Here is an 18,827-nt window from a genome sequence, read left to right as displayed (position 1 = left end):
CACCCGACCGTGCTGATTTCCTGTGGACGACCGGGGAAGATCCCGGCAGGACGGTTCCGGCCCGGCGGAACGGCCGGGAAGCGTCCTCCCCCCGGGCTGCCGATACGCTAGGGGGGTGACGTTCCCGGTAGTCGGCATGGTCGGCGGGGGCCAGCTCGCGCGTATGACGCACGAAGCGGGCATCCCGTTGGGCATCAGGTTCAAGCTCCTCAGTGACACTCCCCAGGACTCAGCGGCCCAGGTGGTGAGCGATGTCGTCGTCGGCGACTACCGCGACCTGGACACGCTCCGTGAGTTCGCGCGCGGCTGTGACGTGATCACCTTCGATCACGAGCACGTGCCCACCGAGCACCTCCGGGCCCTGGAGGCGGACGGCATCCCCGTCCGCCCCGGCCCGGACGCGCTGGTGCACGCCCAGGACAAGGGCGTGATGCGGGCGAGGCTCACGGCGATCGGGGTGCCGTGCCCGCGGCACCGGATCGTGAGCGACCCGGCCGACGTGGCCGCGTTCGCCGCCGAGGGCGGGGGAGGATTTCCGGTCGTGCTGAAGACCGTGCGCGGCGGGTACGACGGCAAGGGCGTGTGGGTCGTGGACTCCGAGGCGGAGGCCGCCGAGCCGTTCCGCGCGGGTGTGCCGGTCCTCGCCGAGGAGAAGGTCGACTTCGTCCGGGAGCTGGCCGCCAACGTCGTACGGTCCCCGCACGGCCAGGCCGTCGCCTACCCGGTCGTCGAGTCCCGGCAGGTCGACGGTGTCTGCGACACCGTCATCGCCCCCGCGCCCGGCCTCGACGAGGACCTGGCGCTGCGGGCCGAGGAGATGGCGCTGTCCATCGCCAAGGAACTCGGCGTCGTCGGCCACCTCGCCGTCGAGCTGTTCCAGACCCGCGACGGCCGCATCCTCGTCAACGAACTCGCGATGCGCCCGCACAACTCCGGCCACTGGTCGATGGACGGCGCGATCACCTCGCAGTTCGCCAACCACGTCCGCGCCGTCCTCGACCTCCCCCTCGGCGACCCGCGCCCGCGCGCGCCCTGGACGGTCATGGTCAACGTCCTCGGCGGCGACTACCCGGACATGTACTCGGCGTACCTGCACTGCATGGCCCGCGACCCCCAGCTGAAGATCCACATGTACGGCAAGGACGTGAAGCCGGGCCGCAAGGTGGGGCACGTCAACACCTACGGCGACGACCTGGACGACGTCCTGGAGCGCGCCCGGCACGCTGCCGGATACCTGAGAGGGACGATCACCGAATGAGCCCGGTCAGCCCGGTTGTGGGCATCGTCATGGGGTCGGACTCCGACTGGCCCGTCATGGAGGCCGCCGCCAAGGCGCTCGACGAGTTCGAGATCGCCTACGAGGTCGACGTCGTCTCCGCGCACCGCATGCCCCGCGAGATGATCGCGTACGGCGAGGAGGCGGCCGGGCGCGGACTGAAGGCGATCATCGCCGGGGCCGGCGGCGCCGCCCACCTGCCCGGCATGCTGGCCTCGGTCACCCCGCTGCCGGTCATCGGCGTACCCGTCCCGCTGAAGTACCTCGACGGCATGGACTCGCTGCTGTCGATCGTGCAGATGCCCGCCGGGGTGCCCGTCGCCACGGTCTCCGTCGGCGGTGCCCGCAACGCCGGACTGCTGGCCGCCCGCATCCTCGCCGCGCACGACGAGGAGCTGCTGGGCCGGATGCGCGAGTTCCAGCAGGAGCTGAACGACCAGGCCACCGAGAAGGGCAAGCGGCTGCGCTCCAAGGCCGAGGGGTCGGCCTCCTTCGGTTTCGGGAAGTAACCACCCATGACCCCACTGCACGAGGCACGCGAACTGCTCCGCGAGTTCCCCGTCGTCGACGGCCACAACGACCTGCCCTGGGCGCTGCGCGAACAGGTCCGCTACGACCTCGGCGCCCGCGACATCGCCACCGACCAGTCCGCCCACCTGCACACCGACCTGGCCCGGCTGCGGGCCGGCGGCGTCGGCGCGCAGTACTGGTCGGTGTACGTCCGCTCCGACCTGCCCGGCGCGCTCACCGCGACGCTGGAGCAGATCGACTGCGTACGGCGGCTCGTCGACCGTCACCCCGGCGAGCTGCGGGCCGCGCTGACCGCCGCCGACATGGAGGCCGCGCGGGCCGAGGGCCGGATCGCGTCGCTGATGGGCGCGGAGGGCGGCCACTCGATCGACAACTCCCTCGCCGCGCTGCGCGGCCTGTACGCGCTCGGCGTGCGCTACATGACCCTCACCCACAACGACAACGTGGCGTGGGCGGACTCCGCGACCGACGAGCCCGGCGTCGGCGGGCTGTCGGCCTTCGGCCGCGAGGTCGTGCGCGAGATGAACCGCGAGGGCATGCTGGTCGACCTCTCGCACGTCGCCGCGACGACCATGCGGGACGCGCTGGACACCTCCACGGCGCCCGTCATCTTCTCCCACTCCTCCGCGCGGGCCGTCTGCGACCACCCCCGCAACGTCCCCGACGACGTGCTGGAACGCCTCCCCGCCAACGGCGGCGTGGCGATGGTGACGTTCGTGCCGAAGTTCGTGCTGCAGGCGGCCGTGGACTGGACGGCCGAGGCCGACGAGCACCTGCGCGCGCACGGCTTCCACCACCTGGACACCAGCCCGGACGCGATGAAGGTGCACCGCGCCTTCGAGGAGAGCCGGCCGCGTCCGGTCGCCACCGTCGCCACGGTCGCCGACCACCTCGACCACATGCGCGAGGTCGCCGGCGTCGACCACCTCGGCATCGGCGGCGACTACGACGGCACGCCGTTCACCCCGGCCGGCCTCGACGACGTCTCCGGCTACCCCAACCTGATCGCCGAGCTGCTCGACCGGGGCTGGTCCAAGGCCGACCTGGCCAAGCTGACCTGGAAGAACGCGGTACGGGTACTGGGTGACGCGGAGGACGTGGCCCGGTCCCTCAAGGCCACCCGGGGGCCGTCCAACGCCACGCTGGACGCGCTCGACGGCTGACCCCGGGCCGCGCGGGGGGTACGCCGGGCGGCGTACCCCCTGACGGCCCACCCACCAGGAAGCCCGTCACGCTCCGTGCGACGGTGTCGGTATCGCACGACGACCGTACGGAGCCCGCCATGGCAGACCTCCAGGACGACCTGCACCCGAGTACCGAGGCCGGCGAGCTGGACGACCTGCCCACGCCCTCCCCCGCCCGTGTCCCCGCACCGGAGCCCTGCCCACCCGCCCCGGACCCGGACGCCGTGCCGCTGGAACGGGCGCGCGCCGTACTCTCCGCACACCCCGTCGCCGACGGGTACAGCGGGCTGCCCTGGGCGCTCAGGCAGCTGCCCTGGTACGACCTGGAACTCGGCGAGACCGCCGTCGGCACCGACGTGCCCCGGCTGCGTGAGGGTCACGTCGGCGCGCTGTTCGCGTCCCTGCACCTGCCCGAGGCGCTCGCCGGCGACCGGGCCGTCGGCGCCACGCTGGAGCAGCTGGACCTGGTCAACACGGTCGTCCGGGACCACCCCGAGGGGCTGCGCCTGGCGTACGACGCGGGCGAGGCCATCGACGCCCGCAACTGCGGCCGGGTCGCCGTGCTGCCCGGCCCCGCCGGTGCCGCCGCCGTCGGCGACTCCCTCGGCATCCTGCGCTCGCTGCACCTGCTCGGCCTGCGCGTGCTCACGCTGACCGGGGTCACCTGGGCGGGCGAGGCCGGGCTGACCCGGTTCGGCGAGGAGGTCGTCCGCGAGATGAACCGGCTCGGGATGATCGTCGACCTCTCCGGGGCCTCCGCGCCGACGGTCCGCCGCACCTTCGCCGTCTCCAAGGCGCCCGCGCTGTGCACCCGCTCCGCCGCCCGCGCCCTGCGCCCGCACCCCGCCAACCTCCCCGACGACCTGCTGGCCGAGCTGGGCGCGGCCGGGGGCCTGTGCATGGTGCCGCTGACCGCCGAGCAGACCGGCCCGACCGTCCGCGACGTCGCCGACCACCTCGACCACGTCCGGGACGTCGCCGGCCCGCGGGGCGTCGGCCTGTCCGGTACGTACGACACCGGCACCGCCCATCCGCAGGAGCTGGGCGACCCCTCCTGCTACCCCCGGATCGTCGCCGAGCTGCTGCGGCGCGGCTGGGACGAGGCCGACGTGGCGCTGCTGACCTGGGGCAACGTCCAGCGGGTGCTGCGCGACGCGGCGTTCACCGCGCGGACCTTCCAGGTGCGGCGCCAGCCGTCCACGGCGACCATCACCGACCTGGACGGCTGACGGCGGCAGGCCGACGGCGGTGCCGGCCTACGGGTGCTCGATCCGGCACAGGCAGAAGGGGTGCCCCGCCGGGTCGGCGTACACCACGAAGTCCTTCTTCTCCCGGTCCTCCGCGTCGAGCACCCGGGCCCCCAGCGCCAGCACCTTCTCGTGCGCGGCGTCCATCTCCTCCCACGTCGACCCGCCGTCGAAGTCGAGGTGGAACTGCTGGGCGTTGCGGTCGGCGCGCGGCCACTCCGGCGGGGTCAGGGCCGGCGCCCGCTGGAAGGCGACGCGGGGGCCGCCGGGGACGGGGAGCACCACCCAGTCGGGGTCGTCCTCCTCGGGCGTGCCGCCCGCGATGTGCGCGTAGAAGCGGGCCAGCGCCCGCGGGTCGGGACAGTCGACGACGACGGAACGGAAACGTGCCACGGATGCCATGCGGGCAACCTCCCTGGTCAACGGTTCAATTGGTCAACTGGCGCAGAGGCAGAACGGGTGCCCGGCCGGGTCCGCGTAGACCCGGAAGCTGCGGGCGCGGTCCTCCGTGTCCAGCGGCTTCGCGCCCAGCGCCAGCACGGCCCGCTCGGCCGCGTCGAGGTCGGGCACGTCCAGGTCCAGGTGGAACTGCTGCGAGTGGCCGGGCGAGGGCCACTGCGGCGGTACGAACCCGGGGGCGGCCTGGAAGGCCAGTGCCTGCCCGCCCGGCAGCTTCAGGTCGACCCACTCGCCCTGGTCCTCGACGGTCCCGCCGAGCACCTCGGCGTAGAAACCGGCCAGGGCGTGGGGATCGGGACAGTCCAGGACGACGACGCCCAGTTCGGCGACAGCCATGACTTCCTCTTCGAAGTCCGGTCCGGTGGTTACCGGTAAAGGGAGAGTAGCCAGTAACGGTTACTTCATGCATCCCATTTGGCGGTAACGTCGCAGGCATGAGTGAGAGAGCGCCCGCGCCGGGGGGCCTCGCGCTGGTCGAGTCCCTGGTCAACACCCTGGACGTCGAGACGGGCGCCGACTCGCTCGGCACGCCCGGGGGCCGGGCGCGGTTCGGCCTCACGGAGGACGAGGTGCCGGCCGCCGTCGAACTGCGCGAGTCGCTGCGGGCCGTCCTGCTCGCCCACGCCGGCCATCCGCCGCACCGCACGGTGACGCCGCTGGGCGAGCTGCTGGCCCGGGGCCCCCTGCTGGTGACGGTCGACGACGCCGACGGCTCCGCCGCCCTCGCCCCGGCCCGGCCGAAGTCTCTGACCGCGCGGATCGCCGCCGCCGTCGCCGAGGCGCTGGTCGCAGGGACCTGGACGCGGCTGAAGGCGTGCGAGGCGGCCGACTGTCTCTGGGCGTACTACGACCGCAGCCCGGCCGGGCGCGGACGCTGGTGCTCGATGCGGGTGTGCGGGGCGCGCGCCAAGATGCGGAGGTACCGCGCGAAGGGCGCGTGAGCGCGGCGCCGAAGGGTGGTGCGAGGGGCGCGTGGGTCGCGACTGCCGCACGGCTGCCGCGCTAGCGCCTCACGACTCCCGCACGGCTGCCGGGCGGCTCCCGTACAACTGCCACACGGCTGCCGTACGACTGCCGGGCGGCTCCCGTACGACTGCCGCACGGCTGCCGTGCTAGCGCCTCACGACTCCCGCACGACCGCCGGGCGGCTGCCGTACGACTGCCGGGCGGCTGCCGTACGACTGCCGGGCGGCTGTCGTACGACTCCCGCGTCACTGCCAGTCGGCTGCCGCACGGCTGCCGAGCGGAGCGTCTACGCCGTCGGCCGGCCCATCGCCCGGTACGTCCACCCGGCCCGCCGCCACGCCTCCGGGTCCAGCGCGTTGCGCCCGTCCAGGATCACCCGGGCGCCCGCGACCTCGCCGAGCGCCTCCGCGTCCAGCTCGCGGAACTCCCGCCACTCCGTCAGGTGCAGCACGACGTCCGCGCCGCGCACCGCCTCCGTCGCCGACTCGGCGTACCCGAGGGTCGGGAACAGCCGCCGGGCGTTGGCCATGCCCTTGGGGTCGTACACCGTGACCTGGCCGCCCTGGAGGTGGATCTGCCCGGCGACGTTGAGCGCGGGGGAGTCCCGTACGTCGTCGGAGTCGGGCTTGAAGGTGGCGCCGAGGACCGCGACCCGCTTGCCGAGGAACGGGCCGCCGCCCAGCGCCTCCCGGGTCAGCTCTACCATCCGGCCGCGCTGGCGCATGTTGATGGAGTCGATCTCGCGCAGGAAGGTCAGCGCCTGGTCGGCACCCAGCTCACCGGCGCGGGCCATGAACGCCCGGATGTCCTTGGGCAGGCAGCCGCCGCCGAAGCCGATCCCGGCCCGCAGGAACTTCTTTCCGATCCGGTCGTCGTACCCGATCGCCTCGGCCAGCTTGGCGACGTCCCCGTCGGCGGCCTCGCACACCTCCGCCATCGCGTTGATGAAGGAGATCTTGGTGGCGAGGAAGGAGTTGGCGGAGGTCTTCACCAGCTCGGCGGTCGGGAAGTCGGTGACGACGAACGGCGACCCTTCACCGACCGGCGTCGCGTACACCTCCCGCAGCAGCTTCTCCGCCCGCTCGCTGCGCACGCCGACCACGATCCGGTCGGGGTGCAGGGTGTCCTGGACGGCGAAGCCCTCGCGCAGGAACTCCGGGTTCCAGGCCAGCTCGGCGTCGCCGCCCGCCGGGGCGTGCTCGACGAGGTAGGCGGCCAGCCGGTCGGCCGACCCGACCGGCACCGTCGACTTGCCGACCACCAGGGCGGAGCCGCGCAGGTGCGGGGCGAGCGAGGCCAGCGCCGACTCGACGTAGCTCATGTCGCAGGCGTACTCGCCGTGCTTCTGCGGGGTGTTCACGCACAGGAAGTGCACGTCGCCGAAGGCCGCGACCTCCTCGAAGTCGGTGGTGAAGCGCAGCCGCCCGCTGGAGCCCTCGATGCCGGCGACATGCTTGCGCAGCAGTTCCTCCAGGCCCGGCTCGTACATCGGGACCTCGCCGCGCCGCAGCATCTCGATCTTCTCCGGCACCACGTCCAGGCCGAGCACCTCGAAGCCCAGCTCCGCCATGGCCGCCGCGTGGGTCGCGCCGAGATAGCCGGTGCCGATCACGGTGATCTTGAGGGCCATGGGTGCTCCAGGGGTGTACGGCGGGCGTGCGGGAGCGAGCATAACCGGGGGAGTGACCCGCGCTCCGGACGGGCGGCCCGCGGCTGTCGTCAAGCTCACCTACCCACGGCCGCCGACGCGGTTCTAAAATCTGGGTTACTTAACGGTAGTTAGCGCCGTCATCACTTCGTCCTGGAGCGTGAGAGACCTTGGCCGGATCGGCTGACTTCGACCTGTACCGCCCGTCCGAGGAGCACGACATGCTCCGCGACGCCGTCCGCGCGCTGGCCGAGGCGAAGATCGCGCCGCACGCCGCCGCGGTGGACGAGGAGGCCCGTTTCCCGCGCGAGGCGCTGGCCGCCCTGACCGCGAACGACCTGCACGCGGTGCACGTCCCCGAGTCCTACGGCGGCGCGGGCGCCGACGCCCTCGCCACGGTGATCGTCATCGAGGAGGTGGCCCGTGTCTGCGCGAGCTCGTCCCTCATCCCGGCGGTGAACAAGCTCGGCTCCCTCCCGGTGATCCTCTCCGGCTCGGAGGAGCTGAAGAAGAAGTACCTGGCGCCGCTCGCCAAGGGCGACGCGATGTTCTCGTACTGCCTCTCCGAGCCGGACGCGGGCTCGGACGCGGCCGGCATGAAGACGAAGGCGGTGCGCGACGGGGACTTCTACGTGCTCAACGGCGTGAAGCGCTGGATCACCAACGCCGGCGAGTCCGAGTACTACACGGTGATGGCGGTCACCGACCCGGCCAAGCGCTCCAAGGGCATCTCCGCCTTCGTCGTGGAGAAGTCCGACGAGGGCGTCTCCTTCGGTGCCCCGGAGAAGAAGCTCGGCATCAAGGGCTCGCCCACCCGCGAGGTCTACCTCGACAACGTCCGCGTCCCCGCCGACCGCATGATCGGCGAGGAGGGCACCGGCTTCGCCACGGCGATGAAGACCCTGGACCACACCCGCATCACCATCGCCGCCCAGGCCCTCGGCATCGCCCAGGGCGCCCTGGACTACGCCAAGGGCTATGTGCGGGAGCGCAAGCAGTTCGGCAAGCCGATCGCCGACTTCCAGGGCGTCCAGTTCATGCTCGCCGACATGGCCATGAAGATCGAGGCCGCCCGCCAGCTCACGTACGCCGCGGCGGCCAAGTCGGAGCGCGTCGCCGCCGGAGGTGGAGAAGGGGACCTCACCTTCCAGGGCGCGGCGGCCAAGTGCTTCGCCTCGGACGTGGCGATGGAGGTCACCACGGACGCGGTGCAGTTGCTGGGCGGGTACGGCTACACCCGCGACTACCCGGTGGAGCGCATGATGCGCGACGCCAAGATCACGCAGATCTACGAGGGCACGAACCAGGTCCAGCGCATCGTGATGGCCCGGAACCTCCCGTAGGAACCTCCCGCAGCGAGCGTCTGGGGGCGGCCGGCGGCCGCGCGGCCCGTCAGCCGAAGGCCGCGGCCACGGACTCCCCGAGCTGGTCGAGGACGTCCCGGGAGAGCTGCACCGACCCGGTGAACGACAGGAACCCGTGGACGGCGCCCGGGACCGGGAGATGGCGGACCGCCACGCCCGCCTCCGCCAGGGCGCGGGCGTAGCGGTCGCCCTGGTCGCGCAGCGGGTCGAGTCCGGCGGTGACGACGACGGCGGGCGGGAGTCCGGTCAGGTCGTCCGCCCGCAGCGGTGAGACACGCGGGTCGGCGCCCTGGTCGGGGGTGCTGAGGTAGGCGCCCCAGAACCACTCCAGGTAGGAGCGGGAGAGGACCGGCCCGGCCATGTGCTCGTACATCGACGGGCTGTCGTCGAACCGGTCGACCGCCGGGTAGGCGAGCACCTGGAGCGCGATGCGCGGCCCGCCCCGGCGCCGGGCCTCCTGGGCGAGGACCGCGGCCAGGTTGCCGCCCGCGCTCTCGCCGAACACGGCGATCCGCCCGCCGTCGCCCCCGAACTCCGCGGCGTGGCCGGCGACCCAGGCCAGCGCGGCGTAGGCGTCCTCGACGGCGGCCGGGAAGCGGTGTTCGGGGGCCAGCCGGTAGTCGACGGAGACCACGACGGTGCCGGAGCGGGCGGCCATGATGCGGGCCATCTGGTCCTGGGTGTCGAGGTCGCCGAAGACCCAGCCGCCGCCGTGGAAGAAGACGGTCACGGGCAGCGGCCCGGACAGCGGCCCGGCGCCGGCGGGCCGGTAGACGCGTACGGGGATGTCCCGGCCCTCGGCGGGGACGGCGGTGTCCGTCACGTCCGCGACCGGCACGGGGTCGCCGGCCAGGGCGGCGAAGGCGGCCCCGGCGGCCCGGTTCCCCGCGACCGTCAGGGTCTCCGGGGCCGGTCCGGCGTGCTCGGCGGTCCGCTGGAGCAGGGCCTTGATCTGGGGGTCGAGCGACATCGGCGAGATAGGCGACATAGGTGGCATGGAGCACCTCACTGGAGCGCGGGAGAACCGCATGGGCTGGAATGACTTCTCCAACCTCTCGGCCGGGAGATTGGAATGTCAATTCCAACTTCGGTAGGGTGGGCCCATGAACACGCCAGTGCGGGCCGACCGCCCGGAACGGCCCCGGCTCACCGAGGCCGGCCGCAGGACCCGGGACCGCATCGTCGAGACGGCCGCGGAACTGATGCACCAGCGGGGTGTGGGCGGCACGAGCATCCCGGACATCCAGTCCGCCGCCGGGGTCAGCGCGTCGCAGATCTATCACTACTTCGGCGACAAGCAGGGCCTGGTCCTCGCCGTCATCGACCACCAGACCGACGCCAGGCTCGACCAGCAGCGCCCCCTGCTCGACCATCTGGACAGCGTCGAGGCGCTGCGGGAGTGGTGCGACCGGGCCGGGGACCGGCAGGACGCGGCCGGGTGCGAGGGCGGCTGCGAGATCGGCTCGCTCGCCGGTGAACTGGCCGACACCGATCCGGCGGCGCGCACCGGACTGGCCGCCGCCTTCGACCGGTGGGAGAGCCCCATCAGATCGGGGCTGGAGCGCATGAAGGCTCGGGGCGAACTGAACGAGCACGCGGACCCGGCGGTACTCGCCACGACCCTGCTGGCCGCCATCCAGGGCGGCATGCTGCTGTCCCAGATCCGCCGGTCGAGCACCGCCTACCGGCAGGCCGTGACGACGGTGATCGACCACATCGAGAACTACGTCGTCCGGTAGCCCTCCATACGCCGGACTAGTCCGCGAACCCCTCCGCCACCCTCCGCTCCCGCAGTTCCATGATCGCGCGGCGGCGGGCCAGGCGGTGGGTGCGGCGGATCTGGGCCTCCTGGTGGCGCCGCTTGTCGCGCTCGGTCTCCGGGATCACCGGCGGCACCGCGCGCGGCTTGCCGTCGGCGTCCACCGCGGCGAAGACGAGGTAGGCGGAGCCGACCTGGGTGGGCGGGGCGGACTCGTTCCAGCGCTCCGCCAGGACCCGCACCCCGACCTCCATCGAGGTCCGGCCGGTCCAGTTGACCTGGGCCTTCACATGGACGAGGTCGCCGACGCGGACCGGTTCGAGAAACGCCATTTCGTCCATGGAGGCGGTGACGGCGGGGCCGCCCGAGTGGCGCCCGGCGACGGCGCCCGCCGCGTCGTCCACCAGCTTCATGATCACGCCGCCGTGCACCGTGCCCAGCAGATTGGTGTCGTTGTGGGTCATGATGTGGCTCAGGGTGGTGCGGGAGGCCGAGGTCGGCTTGCCCGGGATCTCCGGCGTCGCCGGCCGCTCGGCCGAGGCCTGGGGTGCCTGGTCTGTCATGACCTCCACCCTAAGCCGAGCCGACACGGGTGTGATTTGTGTCAGCTTCGCAACAGCGCGGCCCTGATTTTCCGACGACCCTTGTATGGGGCACAGCAGGGACCTGCACACTGGTCCGCATGAGTGATTGGCCCGAGGGAAGGCCCGGCGACAACGGCGGCCGGTACGGACGCGGCAGCGCGAGCGCGCAGCCCGAGAGCGCCCGCGTGATGCGGCAGGTCCGGCGCGGCCAGTCGCCGCCCGGCCCGGGCCAGGCGGCACCGCCGTACGGCGGGGTGCCGCAGCAGCCGACGTACGTCGACGGCGGCGGCGGACCCGGCGGATACGACAGCGGATACAACACCGGCCAGGTCTACGGCACGCCCGGCGGCCACGGCCCGGCCGGTCCCGGCGGCCCGGGGCGCCCCGCGCCGGACTGGCGCCGCCGGATCAAGTGGACCGCGATCACCGTGGCGACCGTGCTGGTCGTCACCAGCGTCGGCACCTACTTCTGGGCCGACTCGAAACTCAACCGCGACGTCGACCTCTCGAAGGTCATCGACCGGCCCGACGCCGGTGAGGGCACCAACTACCTGATCGTCGGCTCCGACAGCCGCGAGGGCATGTCCGACGAGGAGAAGAAGGAACTGCACACCGGTTCCGCCGAGGGCAAGCGCACGGACTCGATGATGATCCTGCACACCGGCGACAACGGCTCCACGCTGGTGTCGCTGCCCCGTGACTCGGACGTCGAGATCCCCACCTTCAAGGGCTCCGAGTCGGGCAAGACCTACCAGGGCACCGGCCGGCACGTGAAGCTGAACGCCGCGTACGCCGAGGACGGCCCCGAGCTGCTCGTGCGCACCGTCGAGCACAACACCGGACTGCGCATCGACCACTACGTCGAGATCGGCTTCGGCGGCTTCGCCAACATCGTGGACGCCGTCGGCGGCGTCACCATCGACATCCCGCAGGACATCAAGGACACCAAGTCCGGCGCCGACCTCAAGAAGGGCGAGCAGACCCTGAACGGCGAGGAGGCCCTCGCCTTCGTCCGCACCCGGTACGCGCTGGCCGGCTCCGACCTGGACCGCACCAAGAACCAGCAGAAGTTCCTGTCGGCCCTGGCCAACCAGGTCGCCACCCCGTCCACCGTCCTGAACCCGTTCAAGCTGTACCCGACGATGGGCGCGGGCCTGGACTCCCTCGTCGTCGACAAGGACATGGGCCTGTTCGACCTGGCGGGCATGTTCTGGGCGATGAAGGGCGTCAGCGGCGGCGACGGCACCTCCATGAACATGCCGATCGCGGGGAACGCCTCGAACGGCAACCTCCAGTGGGACACCGCGAAGGTCAAGACGCTGGTCGACGAGTTGAAGAACGACGAGAAGGTCACCGTCTCCGCCGACTGAGACCGGCCGGCACCGGCCGGGTGCTCCCGGCCGGCCGCTCGCCTCAGCGCTCGCCGCACCCCACCTCGTCGCCCCGGACCACCGTCCCCGTGCCCGTTTCTGTCCCCGTGCCCTGCGCCGGCTCCGCCAGCCGTACCTCGCGGACCTTCTCGAAGTCGGCGCCCGCGATCACCCTCAGCGTGGCGCCCTGGCCCTCGACCGGCCGCAGCTCGGCTCCGGGCAGGGCCGCGGCCAGCGACTTGGCCGAGTTGTCCCAGCGCGGGTCGTAGGCGACGACCGTGCGCTTCACGGTGGGCTCCGGCGCGTTCACCGGGGCGCCGGTGGTGCGGAAACCGGCCTTCGCCAGCGCCTGGTCGACGCGCTTGCCGAGCCCGGCCGTACGGGTGCCGTTGGCGACCTGCACACTGATCCGCCCGGGGTCTACCGGGACCCGGGGCACCGCGGAGCGGGGCGCGGGCTCCGGCTGTGGCGCGGCCAGCGGACGGTCCTCGCGCAGCGCCGCGAACAGCCGGCCGGCCGCGGCGTCGTCCCACTTCACCGTCGAGCCGACGCCCTTCACGGCGTACTCGGTCCGCGCGACGGGGACGGTCGTGAACTCGGACGAGGATGGCGAGAAGTTCCGCATCGCGCGCCCCAGGGCCAGCAGCTCGTCGGCGCCGAAGCCCTTGTCGGCGCGGACCGAGCCCAGCACCGCCCGGGTCACGTCCCGGAACTTCACCGGGTTCAGCAGGATGCCGGAGGAGGTCGCCCGGTCGATGGTGGCCGCCATGAAGCGCTGCTGGCGCCGCATCCGGCTCAGATCGGAGGCCCCGTCCAGGTGGCGGGAGCGGACGTACTGGAGGGCCTGTCCGCCCTTCAGGGTGTGCGTGCCGGCCGGCAGGTCCAGGCCGGTGTGGCTGTCCTTCAGCGGCCGCGCGGTGCAGATCCGTACGCCGCCGAGCACGTCGACCGTCTTCATGAAGCTGGTGAAGTCGACCTCCAGATAGTGGTCGATCTTCACCCGGGTCATCGACTCCACCGTGCGCACGGTCAGCTGCGGGCCGCCCTCGGCGTACGCCGCGTTCAGCTTGAGCGGGTGCCCCTGGTGCCGCTCGCCGGTGGTGCGGTCGGTGTGCGGCGGGGTCCGGGCGTAGGAGTCGCGCGGCAGGCTGACCACGCTCGCCCGCCTCCGGTCCGCCGAGAGGTGCACGATCATGATCGTGTCGGTGCAGTGGCAGGGCTCACCGCCCAGCCGGAAGCGGCGCCGCTCCTCGTCGGAGACGCGGTCCCGGCCGTCGGTGCCGACCAGCAGGACGTTCATGCCGTGGCCGGCCCGCGGGCGGTTCTTCATGTCCTTGAAGGCGTCCACCCGGTCGATGTCGGAGTCCAGCCCGGTCAGCACCGCGTGCCCGATGCCGGCCGAGGCGAGCACCACCACCGACAGCGCGGTCGACATCCGTACGGCCCAGCGCGGCTTCCGGCGCCGTACGGGCGCGCGGCGGCCGGTGCGCGCCCCCGGCCGCTCGGGGGGCGCGGCCCGGACCCGGGGGGCGGGGGAGCGGGGCGACGTGGACAAGGGGACACCTCCGCGAGGACAGTCCCTGGTGTGCCGGGACGGTGTGCCGGACGTGGGATCTTGAGCACCGTAGGCCCATACGATCTGCGGACCGGGGCACCGGACCCCACGGCGCGCACCCGTGTCCCCCGTTCGCGGTAACGTGAGCCCCGATGAACGCCAAGTCCGACGTGCGGCTCCCCGCCGTTTCCGTGATCATGCCCGTCCTCAACGAGGAACGTCATCTGCGCGGTGCCGTCCAGGCCATCCTCGCCCAGGAGTACTCCGGCGAGATGGAGGTCGTGATCGCCGTCGGTCCGTCCGCGGACCGCACGGAGGAGATCGCCGCCGAACTCGTCCGCGAGGACCCCCGCGTCCACGTGGTCCCGAACCCGACCGGCCGTACGCCCGCCGCGCTGAACGCCGCGATCAAGGCGTCCCGGCACCCGGTCGTGGTCCGCGTCGACGGCCACGGCATGCTGTCGCCGGGCTACATCGCCACGGCCGTACGGCTCCTGGAGGAGACCGGCGCGCAGAACGTCGGCGGCATCATGCACGCCGAGGGCGAGAACGACTGGGAGCACGCCGTCGCCGCCGCCATGACCTCGAAGATCGGCGTCGGCAACGCGGCCTTCCACACCGGCGGCGAGGCCGCCCCGGCCGAGACCGTCTACCTCGGCGTCTTCCGCCGCGAGGCGCTGGAGCGGCAGGGCGGCTACAACGAGGAGTTCATCCGTGCCCAGGACTGGGAGCTGAACTTCCGCATCCGCGAGGCCGGCGGCCTGATCTGGTTCTCGCCCGAGCTGAAGGTCTCCTACCGGCCCCGGCCGAGCGTGAAGGCCCTGGCCAAGCAGTACAAGGACTACGGCCGCTGGCGGCACGTCGTCGCCCGCTACCACTCCGGCTCCATCAACCTGCGCTACCTCGCCCCGCCGACCGCCGTGTGCGCGATAGCCGCCGGGATCGTGGTGGGCGCCGCGCTCACGCCGTGGGGCTTCGTCGTCCCCGGCGGTTACCTGGCGGCGATCGTCGCCGGGTCGCTGCCCGCCGGCAAGGGGCTGCCGCTCAAGGCCCGGCTGCAGATCCCGGTGGCGCTGGCGACCATGCACATGTCCTGGGGCTGGGGCTTTCTGACCAGCCCGAAGTCGCTGGCCCGCAAGGTGATCGCCTCGCGGCGGGCGGCGGTGCTGCCGGACGCCGACGCGGACACCGCCGGCGCCCACTGAGGTCAGGACCAGGTGAACGCCGGGTTCACGTGCATGCACGCCGACTCGTCGGCGCCGTTGAGCGCCTCGGCCGACTTCGGCGTGGTGTTGTCCTCCTTCGGCGCCTCGTAGTCCCCGTCGTCCAGCCAGTCGGCGCCGACGACGAGGGTCACGCCGGTGACGGAGGTCGACTTCCTCACCGCACTCGACGGGATGCCCAGCGACTCGGCGACCCGCAGGGCGTCGCCCTTCAGGTCGGCGCTCGGGTACCGGACGACCGTGGTCTCCTCGCCGGTGTACGCGCCCTGGTCCGCGACCGCCTTGCCGAAGCCGTCCGCCACCAGCGAGTCGGCCACCGCGCTCGCCCGCCCGCCGACCGCGCCCCGGGTCTCGGTGGCGGTGCCGTTGCGCACCTGCACGGCGATCTCGCCGTCGGCGGCGGCCGGATCGTCCGGTGTCCCGGACGCCGCCGCCTCCGCCGCCTCCGCCGCCTCCGCCGCTTCCTCCGCCTTGCCCTTCACGTCCTTGCCGTCCAGCGCGATGTCCTCCCGCACCAGCCGGAAGAGCTGCTCGGCGTCCTCGGTGGGCTCGACGCGTGAGCCCACGTAGCGGTTGGGCATCGTCGTCATGGTGATCCGCTTCGGCTCGACCTTGCGCAGCTCGTTGCTGAGGTCGTAGAGCTTCTTGACGGTGTCCAGGCCCGAGTCGACGGTGAGCGCCCCGGTGGCCTCCTCGGCCAGCCGGCGCAGCTTGTTGGGGCTGCTCAGGGTGGCGTTCGCCCGCAGCTCGCGCACCATCGAGTTCATGTACATGTGCTGCGCCTTGGCGCGGGCCAGGTCGCTGCCGTCCTCGAAGCCGTACCGGGTGCGCAGCCACTGCAGGGCCTGCTCGCCCTTGATGGAGTGGGTGCCCTTCGCCAGCTTCAGACCGGAGCCGTGGCCCTCGCTGTCCCGGGAGTGGATGTTGGCGTCCACGCACACCGGGACGCCGCCGATGGCGTCCGCCATCGACACCACGCCGGCGAAGTCGACCATGACGAAGTGGTCGATGTGGATGCCGGTCAGCTCCTGCCAGGTGGCGACCGTGCAGCCGGGGCCGCCGTGGCCGAGGCTCTGGTTGGTCATCGTCCGGCCGTCGCTCGCCGGGTAGACGGTGCCGTCGTCGGGGTCGGTGCACTTGGGGATCCGCACCAGGGTGTCGCGGGGCATGCTGACCACCGACATGTTGGTGCGGTCGGCGGAGAGGTGCACCAGCATCTGGACGTCCGCGAGCGGCGCCGAGCCGAACGTCTCCTTGGCGCCGCCGAGTTTCTGGTTCTCCTCGGTGTCGCGCGCGTCGGAGCCGATGACCAGGATGTTCAGCGGGGTCTGCCCGGCCGCGTTCGGCGTCGGCTCGGCGACCTTGCTGTCGCCGAGGTTCAGCTCGTCCTTCTTGATGTTGCCGTTGAGGTGGCGGTAGTAGAGGTAGCCGGCGCCGGCCGTCCCGCATATCACCACGGCGAGGGTGACGGCGGCCCAGCGGAGCGCGCGCCCGCGGCGCCGGCGGCGCGGGCGGGGCCCGCTGTCCTCCCCGTCGCCGGTGTCACCGGGGGCGCCGGTGACGGGTGCCCTGTTGTCCGTCTTCACTGCGTGTCCCTCCCCGCCCACGGGCGGCGGCATCGCGCCGCCGCCTGAGCCGCCCCGGTCGCGTTCAGCTGGCGCACGTCGCCTGGTCGGCCGTGGTTTTGTTCTTCACCTGCGTCGAAGCGGACGAGGCGTTGAGCTTCACGCCGGCGCCCTTGAAGTCCTTGCCCAGGGTCAATGTCATCGTCGGCAGGCCCTGGGCGTTGGTGACGGACTCGCCGGGCTTCATGGCGGAGCCGGACAGGCCGAGCAGGTCGGCGAGGCGGCGGGCCTGGTCGGCCTGGTCGGGGGCGTACTCCAGCTGGGTCCTGCCGAGGTCCTTCTCCGCGTTGCCGCCGTTCTCGGACCTGGTGACGCCCGCCGTGCCCTGGAGCCAGTTGAGTTCGTACTGGGCGCTGCCGCTCGGGGCGCCGCCGTTGAGGACGCGGACGCGGACCTCGGAGGCGTCCGCCTTGGTGCCCTTGAGGCGGGCGGCGACGGCGGCCTTCTCCTTCTTCTCCCGCTGCTTGACCTCGGTGAGGGAGACGTCGTTCTTGATCAGGTCGAAGAGCTGAGGGGCGTCCTCGTTCAGCACGACCGTGACCGGGACGGCCTCCGCCGGGTTGTCCTTGACCGGCACCGTCGTGAACGAGATGTTCTTCGTCGGTACCTTCTTCAGCTCCAGGGCGACGTCCTTGAGCGTGCCGACATCGCCGATGGCACTGTCGACGGTGAGCGCCTTGGTCGCGGCCTCGGCCAGCTTCAGCAGCTTCGTGGGGCTGGTGAGGGTGTCGCCGGAGGACATCTTCCGCATCAGCGAGCCGAGGAACTGCTGCTGTACTCCGATCCGGTCCAGGTCGCCCCGGTTGCCGAAGGCGTGCCGGGTGCGGACGAAGGCGAGGGCCTGCTCGCCCTCCACCCTGGACTTGCCGGCCTTCAGCTTGAGCTTGGACTCCTTGTCGTCGACGGCGTGGCTCACGCACACCTCCACGCCGTCGACCGCGGTGGTCAGCGTCTTGACCGCGTTGAAGTCGGCCATCATGAAGTGGTCGGGCTTGATGCCGGTCACCGCCTCGACGGTCCGCATCGTGCAGCCCGGGTCGCGGCCGTCCTGCCCCAGGCTGTTGTTGAAGCGCTGACTGGTGGTGCCGGGGACGACCTTCTCGGTGCCGTCCTCCTGCTCGGTCGGGCAGTCCGGGATGTCGACGATCAGGTCCCGGGGGATGCTCATCGCGGTCGCGTTGGAGCGGTCCTTGGCGACGTGCAGCAGGATGTTGGTGTCGGCGTGCCCGACGCTGCCGGCGTCGCCGTAGCCCTCGTTGCCCGCGCCGGTGCGTTTGTCGGTGCCGATGATGAGGATGTTGAACGCCTCGTTCTTGCGGAAGCTGCTCGCGCCCGCGTCACCGACGTCCGTCGTGGAGACGTTGCCCTCCAGGTGCCGGAGGTAGAAGTAGCCGCCGGTGCCGGCCGCGAGGATCACGAAGGCCATCGTTCCGCCGGTCCACAGCAGGACCTTGCCGGCCTTGCCCTTCTTCTTCTCCGGACGGCGTCCGCGCCGGCCGGGCGGCGTCTCCTCGGGGCCCGCGGGGCGTCTTCGCTGGGGCGGGACGTCACGGCCGGGGCCGGGAGTGGTCCGGGGGCCGGGCACACCGGCGGGCGGCCCGGCGGGAGAGCCCGGGGGCGAGGTGGTGCGGGGGCTTTGCTGTTGCCTGGGCCAGGGCGGCTTCGGCTGCTGCGGTGCCGACTGCGGCAGTCGCAGTTCGTATTCGCCGGTCTGCGGGTTGAGTACCCACTGGTCTGCGGGGTCCACGTCGTCCGCCCGCCCACGGCCTTGCGCGTCCACGGTTGTCCGAATCCTCCGTCGGGAGCCACGCGACACCTTGCCCGGAAGGTGCGCGGTCACAATCAGCAAGTGCGCGACGCCGGGCGGGCCTCACGGCAGTGGGCACGGTGAGCGCTGTGAACGCTCACGTTGTCCGCCTGGTCCAGCGTCGAACGACTACGGGTGTCTCTCGGCATGCAGGTGGTTCAGGGACACCCTCCCCGCGGGTGCGCACCGCTCAGTGACATCCCAGTCTCCGCCCTTGTGACGTGTCCAC

17 protein-coding genes are annotated in these 18,827 nt (G+C 72.3%); 9 read left to right on the top strand and 8 right to left on the bottom strand.

All coding sequences use genetic code 11. From position 1 onward, the window contains the following. Positions 1-115 precede the first annotated feature (115 nt). The 4 genes from ACZ3IG_RS18590 (at position 116) to ACZ3IG_RS18575 (ending at position 4,220) form a co-directional block, all read left to right on the top strand. Entirely contained in the window at positions 116-1,258 is a 1,143-nt protein-coding gene (locus ACZ3IG_RS18590; RefSeq protein ID WP_467433233.1) for a 5-(carboxyamino)imidazole ribonucleotide synthase, read from the top strand. After that, positions 1,255-1,785, top strand: a complete 531-nt coding sequence (gene purE / locus ACZ3IG_RS18585) for a 5-(carboxyamino)imidazole ribonucleotide mutase (protein WP_467433232.1) — start codon at positions 1,255-1,257, stop codon at positions 1,783-1,785. The genes ACZ3IG_RS18590 and purE overlap by 4 nt, the downstream gene beginning before the upstream one ends. 6 nt (positions 1,786-1,791) lie before the next feature. Further along, complete coding sequence (locus ACZ3IG_RS18580; protein ID WP_467433230.1) at positions 1,792-2,970, top strand: dipeptidase; 1,179 nt, start codon at positions 1,792-1,794, stop codon at positions 2,968-2,970. Between the two features lie 119 nt (positions 2,971-3,089). Then, entirely contained in the window at positions 3,090-4,220 is a 1,131-nt protein-coding gene (locus ACZ3IG_RS18575; RefSeq protein WP_467433228.1) for a dipeptidase, read from the top strand. Positions 4,221-4,247: 27 nt separating this feature from the next. Here the strand turns inward: ACZ3IG_RS18575 and ACZ3IG_RS18570 are convergent, their stop codons facing one another. Both ACZ3IG_RS18570 and ACZ3IG_RS18565 read right to left on the bottom strand, forming a co-directional pair. Beyond that, positions 4,248-4,640, bottom strand: a complete 393-nt coding sequence (locus tag ACZ3IG_RS18570) for a VOC family protein (RefSeq protein ID WP_467433227.1) — start codon at positions 4,638-4,640, stop codon at positions 4,248-4,250. A gap of 33 nt (positions 4,641-4,673) precedes the next feature. Continuing rightward, positions 4,674-5,033: a VOC family protein gene (locus tag ACZ3IG_RS18565; protein ID WP_467433224.1), complete on the bottom strand. Its 360-nt coding sequence runs from the start codon at positions 5,031-5,033 to the stop codon at positions 4,674-4,676. A gap of 98 nt (positions 5,034-5,131) precedes the next feature. On the opposite strand from ACZ3IG_RS18565, the gene ACZ3IG_RS18560 reads away from it, so the two are divergent. Further along, positions 5,132-5,638: a CGNR zinc finger domain-containing protein gene (locus ACZ3IG_RS18560; protein WP_467433223.1), complete on the top strand. Its 507-nt coding sequence runs from the start codon at positions 5,132-5,134 to the stop codon at positions 5,636-5,638. A gap of 311 nt (positions 5,639-5,949) precedes the next feature. On the opposite strand, the gene ACZ3IG_RS18555 is transcribed toward ACZ3IG_RS18560, so the two are convergent. After that, entirely contained in the window at positions 5,950-7,293 is a 1,344-nt protein-coding gene (locus ACZ3IG_RS18555) for a UDP-glucose dehydrogenase family protein (protein WP_215165018.1), read from the bottom strand. 188 nt (positions 7,294-7,481) lie between these two features. Between ACZ3IG_RS18555 and ACZ3IG_RS18550 the strand changes: the two genes are divergently transcribed. Beyond that, on the top strand, positions 7,482-8,654 hold the full coding sequence (locus ACZ3IG_RS18550) for an acyl-CoA dehydrogenase family protein (RefSeq protein WP_467433221.1): 1,173 nt from the start codon (positions 7,482-7,484) through the stop codon (positions 8,652-8,654). A 49-nt stretch (positions 8,655-8,703) separates the two neighbouring features. Here ACZ3IG_RS18550 and ACZ3IG_RS18545 read toward each other — a convergent pair whose 3' ends face one another. Then, positions 8,704-9,645 (bottom strand): alpha/beta hydrolase, encoded by a 942-nt coding sequence (locus tag ACZ3IG_RS18545; protein ID WP_467433219.1) that lies wholly within the window; start codon positions 9,643-9,645, stop codon positions 8,704-8,706. Positions 9,646-9,778: 133 nt separating this feature from the next. Between ACZ3IG_RS18545 and ACZ3IG_RS18540 the strand changes: the two genes are divergently transcribed. After that, on the top strand, positions 9,779-10,414 hold the full coding sequence (locus ACZ3IG_RS18540; protein WP_467433217.1) for a TetR/AcrR family transcriptional regulator: 636 nt from the start codon (positions 9,779-9,781) through the stop codon (positions 10,412-10,414). 16 nt (positions 10,415-10,430) lie between these two features. Here ACZ3IG_RS18540 and ACZ3IG_RS18535 read toward each other — a convergent pair whose 3' ends face one another. Then, positions 10,431-10,997 carry an acyl-CoA thioesterase gene (locus tag ACZ3IG_RS18535; protein WP_467433216.1) on the bottom strand — a complete coding sequence of 189 codons (567 nt, stop codon included), beginning with the start codon at positions 10,995-10,997 and terminating at the stop codon, positions 10,431-10,433. A gap of 119 nt (positions 10,998-11,116) precedes the next feature. On the opposite strand from ACZ3IG_RS18535, the gene ACZ3IG_RS18530 reads away from it, so the two are divergent. Further along, positions 11,117-12,388 carry an LCP family protein gene (locus ACZ3IG_RS18530; RefSeq protein WP_467433213.1) on the top strand — a complete coding sequence of 424 codons (1,272 nt, stop codon included), beginning with the start codon at positions 11,117-11,119 and terminating at the stop codon, positions 12,386-12,388. Between the two features lie 43 nt (positions 12,389-12,431). Here ACZ3IG_RS18530 and ACZ3IG_RS18525 read toward each other — a convergent pair whose 3' ends face one another. Continuing rightward, positions 12,432-13,943 carry an LCP family protein gene (locus ACZ3IG_RS18525; protein WP_467433212.1) on the bottom strand — a complete coding sequence of 504 codons (1,512 nt, stop codon included), beginning with the start codon at positions 13,941-13,943 and terminating at the stop codon, positions 12,432-12,434. A gap of 152 nt (positions 13,944-14,095) precedes the next feature. Here ACZ3IG_RS18525 and ACZ3IG_RS18520 point away from each other — a divergent pair, with 152 nt between their 5' ends. Continuing rightward, positions 14,096-15,148: a glycosyltransferase family 2 protein gene (locus ACZ3IG_RS18520; protein ID WP_467433210.1), complete on the top strand. Its 1,053-nt coding sequence runs from the start codon at positions 14,096-14,098 to the stop codon at positions 15,146-15,148. Positions 15,149-15,150: 2 nt separating this feature from the next. Here ACZ3IG_RS18520 and ACZ3IG_RS18515 read toward each other — a convergent pair whose 3' ends face one another. Continuing rightward, on the bottom strand, positions 15,151-16,785 hold the full coding sequence (locus ACZ3IG_RS18515) for an LCP family protein (protein WP_467433208.1): 1,635 nt from the start codon (positions 16,783-16,785) through the stop codon (positions 15,151-15,153). A 31-nt stretch (positions 16,786-16,816) separates the two neighbouring features. Beyond that, positions 16,817-18,571 (bottom strand): LCP family glycopolymer transferase, encoded by a 1,755-nt coding sequence (locus ACZ3IG_RS18510; protein ID WP_467433207.1) that lies wholly within the window; start codon positions 18,569-18,571, stop codon positions 16,817-16,819. Positions 18,572-18,827: the final 256 nt, after the last annotated feature.

The sequence above is a fragment of the Streptomyces sp. NPDC016677 genome (assembly GCF_055562815.1).
This window is presented reverse-complemented; position numbering and strand designations above follow the sequence as displayed.

Bases quoted from the DNA above. Each gene is read 5' to 3' on its own strand.
- purE (WP_467433232.1), top strand. From the start codon at position 1,255: ATGAGCCCGGTCAGCCCGGTTGTGGGCATCGTCATGGGGTCGGACTCC.
- ACZ3IG_RS18580 (WP_467433230.1), top strand. From the start codon at position 1,792: ATGACCCCACTGCACGAGGCACGCGAACTGCTCCGCGAGTTCCCCGTC.
- ACZ3IG_RS18575 (WP_467433228.1), top strand. From the start codon at position 3,090: ATGGCAGACCTCCAGGACGACCTGCACCCGAGTACCGAGGCCGGCGAG.
- ACZ3IG_RS18570 (WP_467433227.1), bottom strand. From the start codon at position 4,640: ATGGCATCCGTGGCACGTTTCCGTTCCGTCGTCGTCGACTGTCCCGAC.
- ACZ3IG_RS18565 (WP_467433224.1), bottom strand. From the start codon at position 5,033: ATGGCTGTCGCCGAACTGGGCGTCGTCGTCCTGGACTGTCCCGATCCC.
- ACZ3IG_RS18560 (WP_467433223.1), top strand. From the start codon at position 5,132: ATGAGTGAGAGAGCGCCCGCGCCGGGGGGCCTCGCGCTGGTCGAGTCC.
- ACZ3IG_RS18555 (WP_215165018.1), bottom strand. From the start codon at position 7,293: ATGGCCCTCAAGATCACCGTGATCGGCACCGGCTATCTCGGCGCGACC.
- ACZ3IG_RS18545 (WP_467433219.1), bottom strand. From the start codon at position 9,645: ATGTCGCTCGACCCCCAGATCAAGGCCCTGCTCCAGCGGACCGCCGAG.
- ACZ3IG_RS18540 (WP_467433217.1), top strand. From the start codon at position 9,779: ATGAACACGCCAGTGCGGGCCGACCGCCCGGAACGGCCCCGGCTCACC.
- ACZ3IG_RS18535 (WP_467433216.1), bottom strand. From the start codon at position 10,997: ATGACAGACCAGGCACCCCAGGCCTCGGCCGAGCGGCCGGCGACGCCG.
- ACZ3IG_RS18530 (WP_467433213.1), top strand. From the start codon at position 11,117: ATGAGTGATTGGCCCGAGGGAAGGCCCGGCGACAACGGCGGCCGGTAC.
- ACZ3IG_RS18520 (WP_467433210.1), top strand. From the start codon at position 14,096: ATGAACGCCAAGTCCGACGTGCGGCTCCCCGCCGTTTCCGTGATCATG.
- ACZ3IG_RS18515 (WP_467433208.1), bottom strand. From the start codon at position 16,785: ATGCCGCCGCCCGTGGGCGGGGAGGGACACGCAGTGAAGACGGACAAC.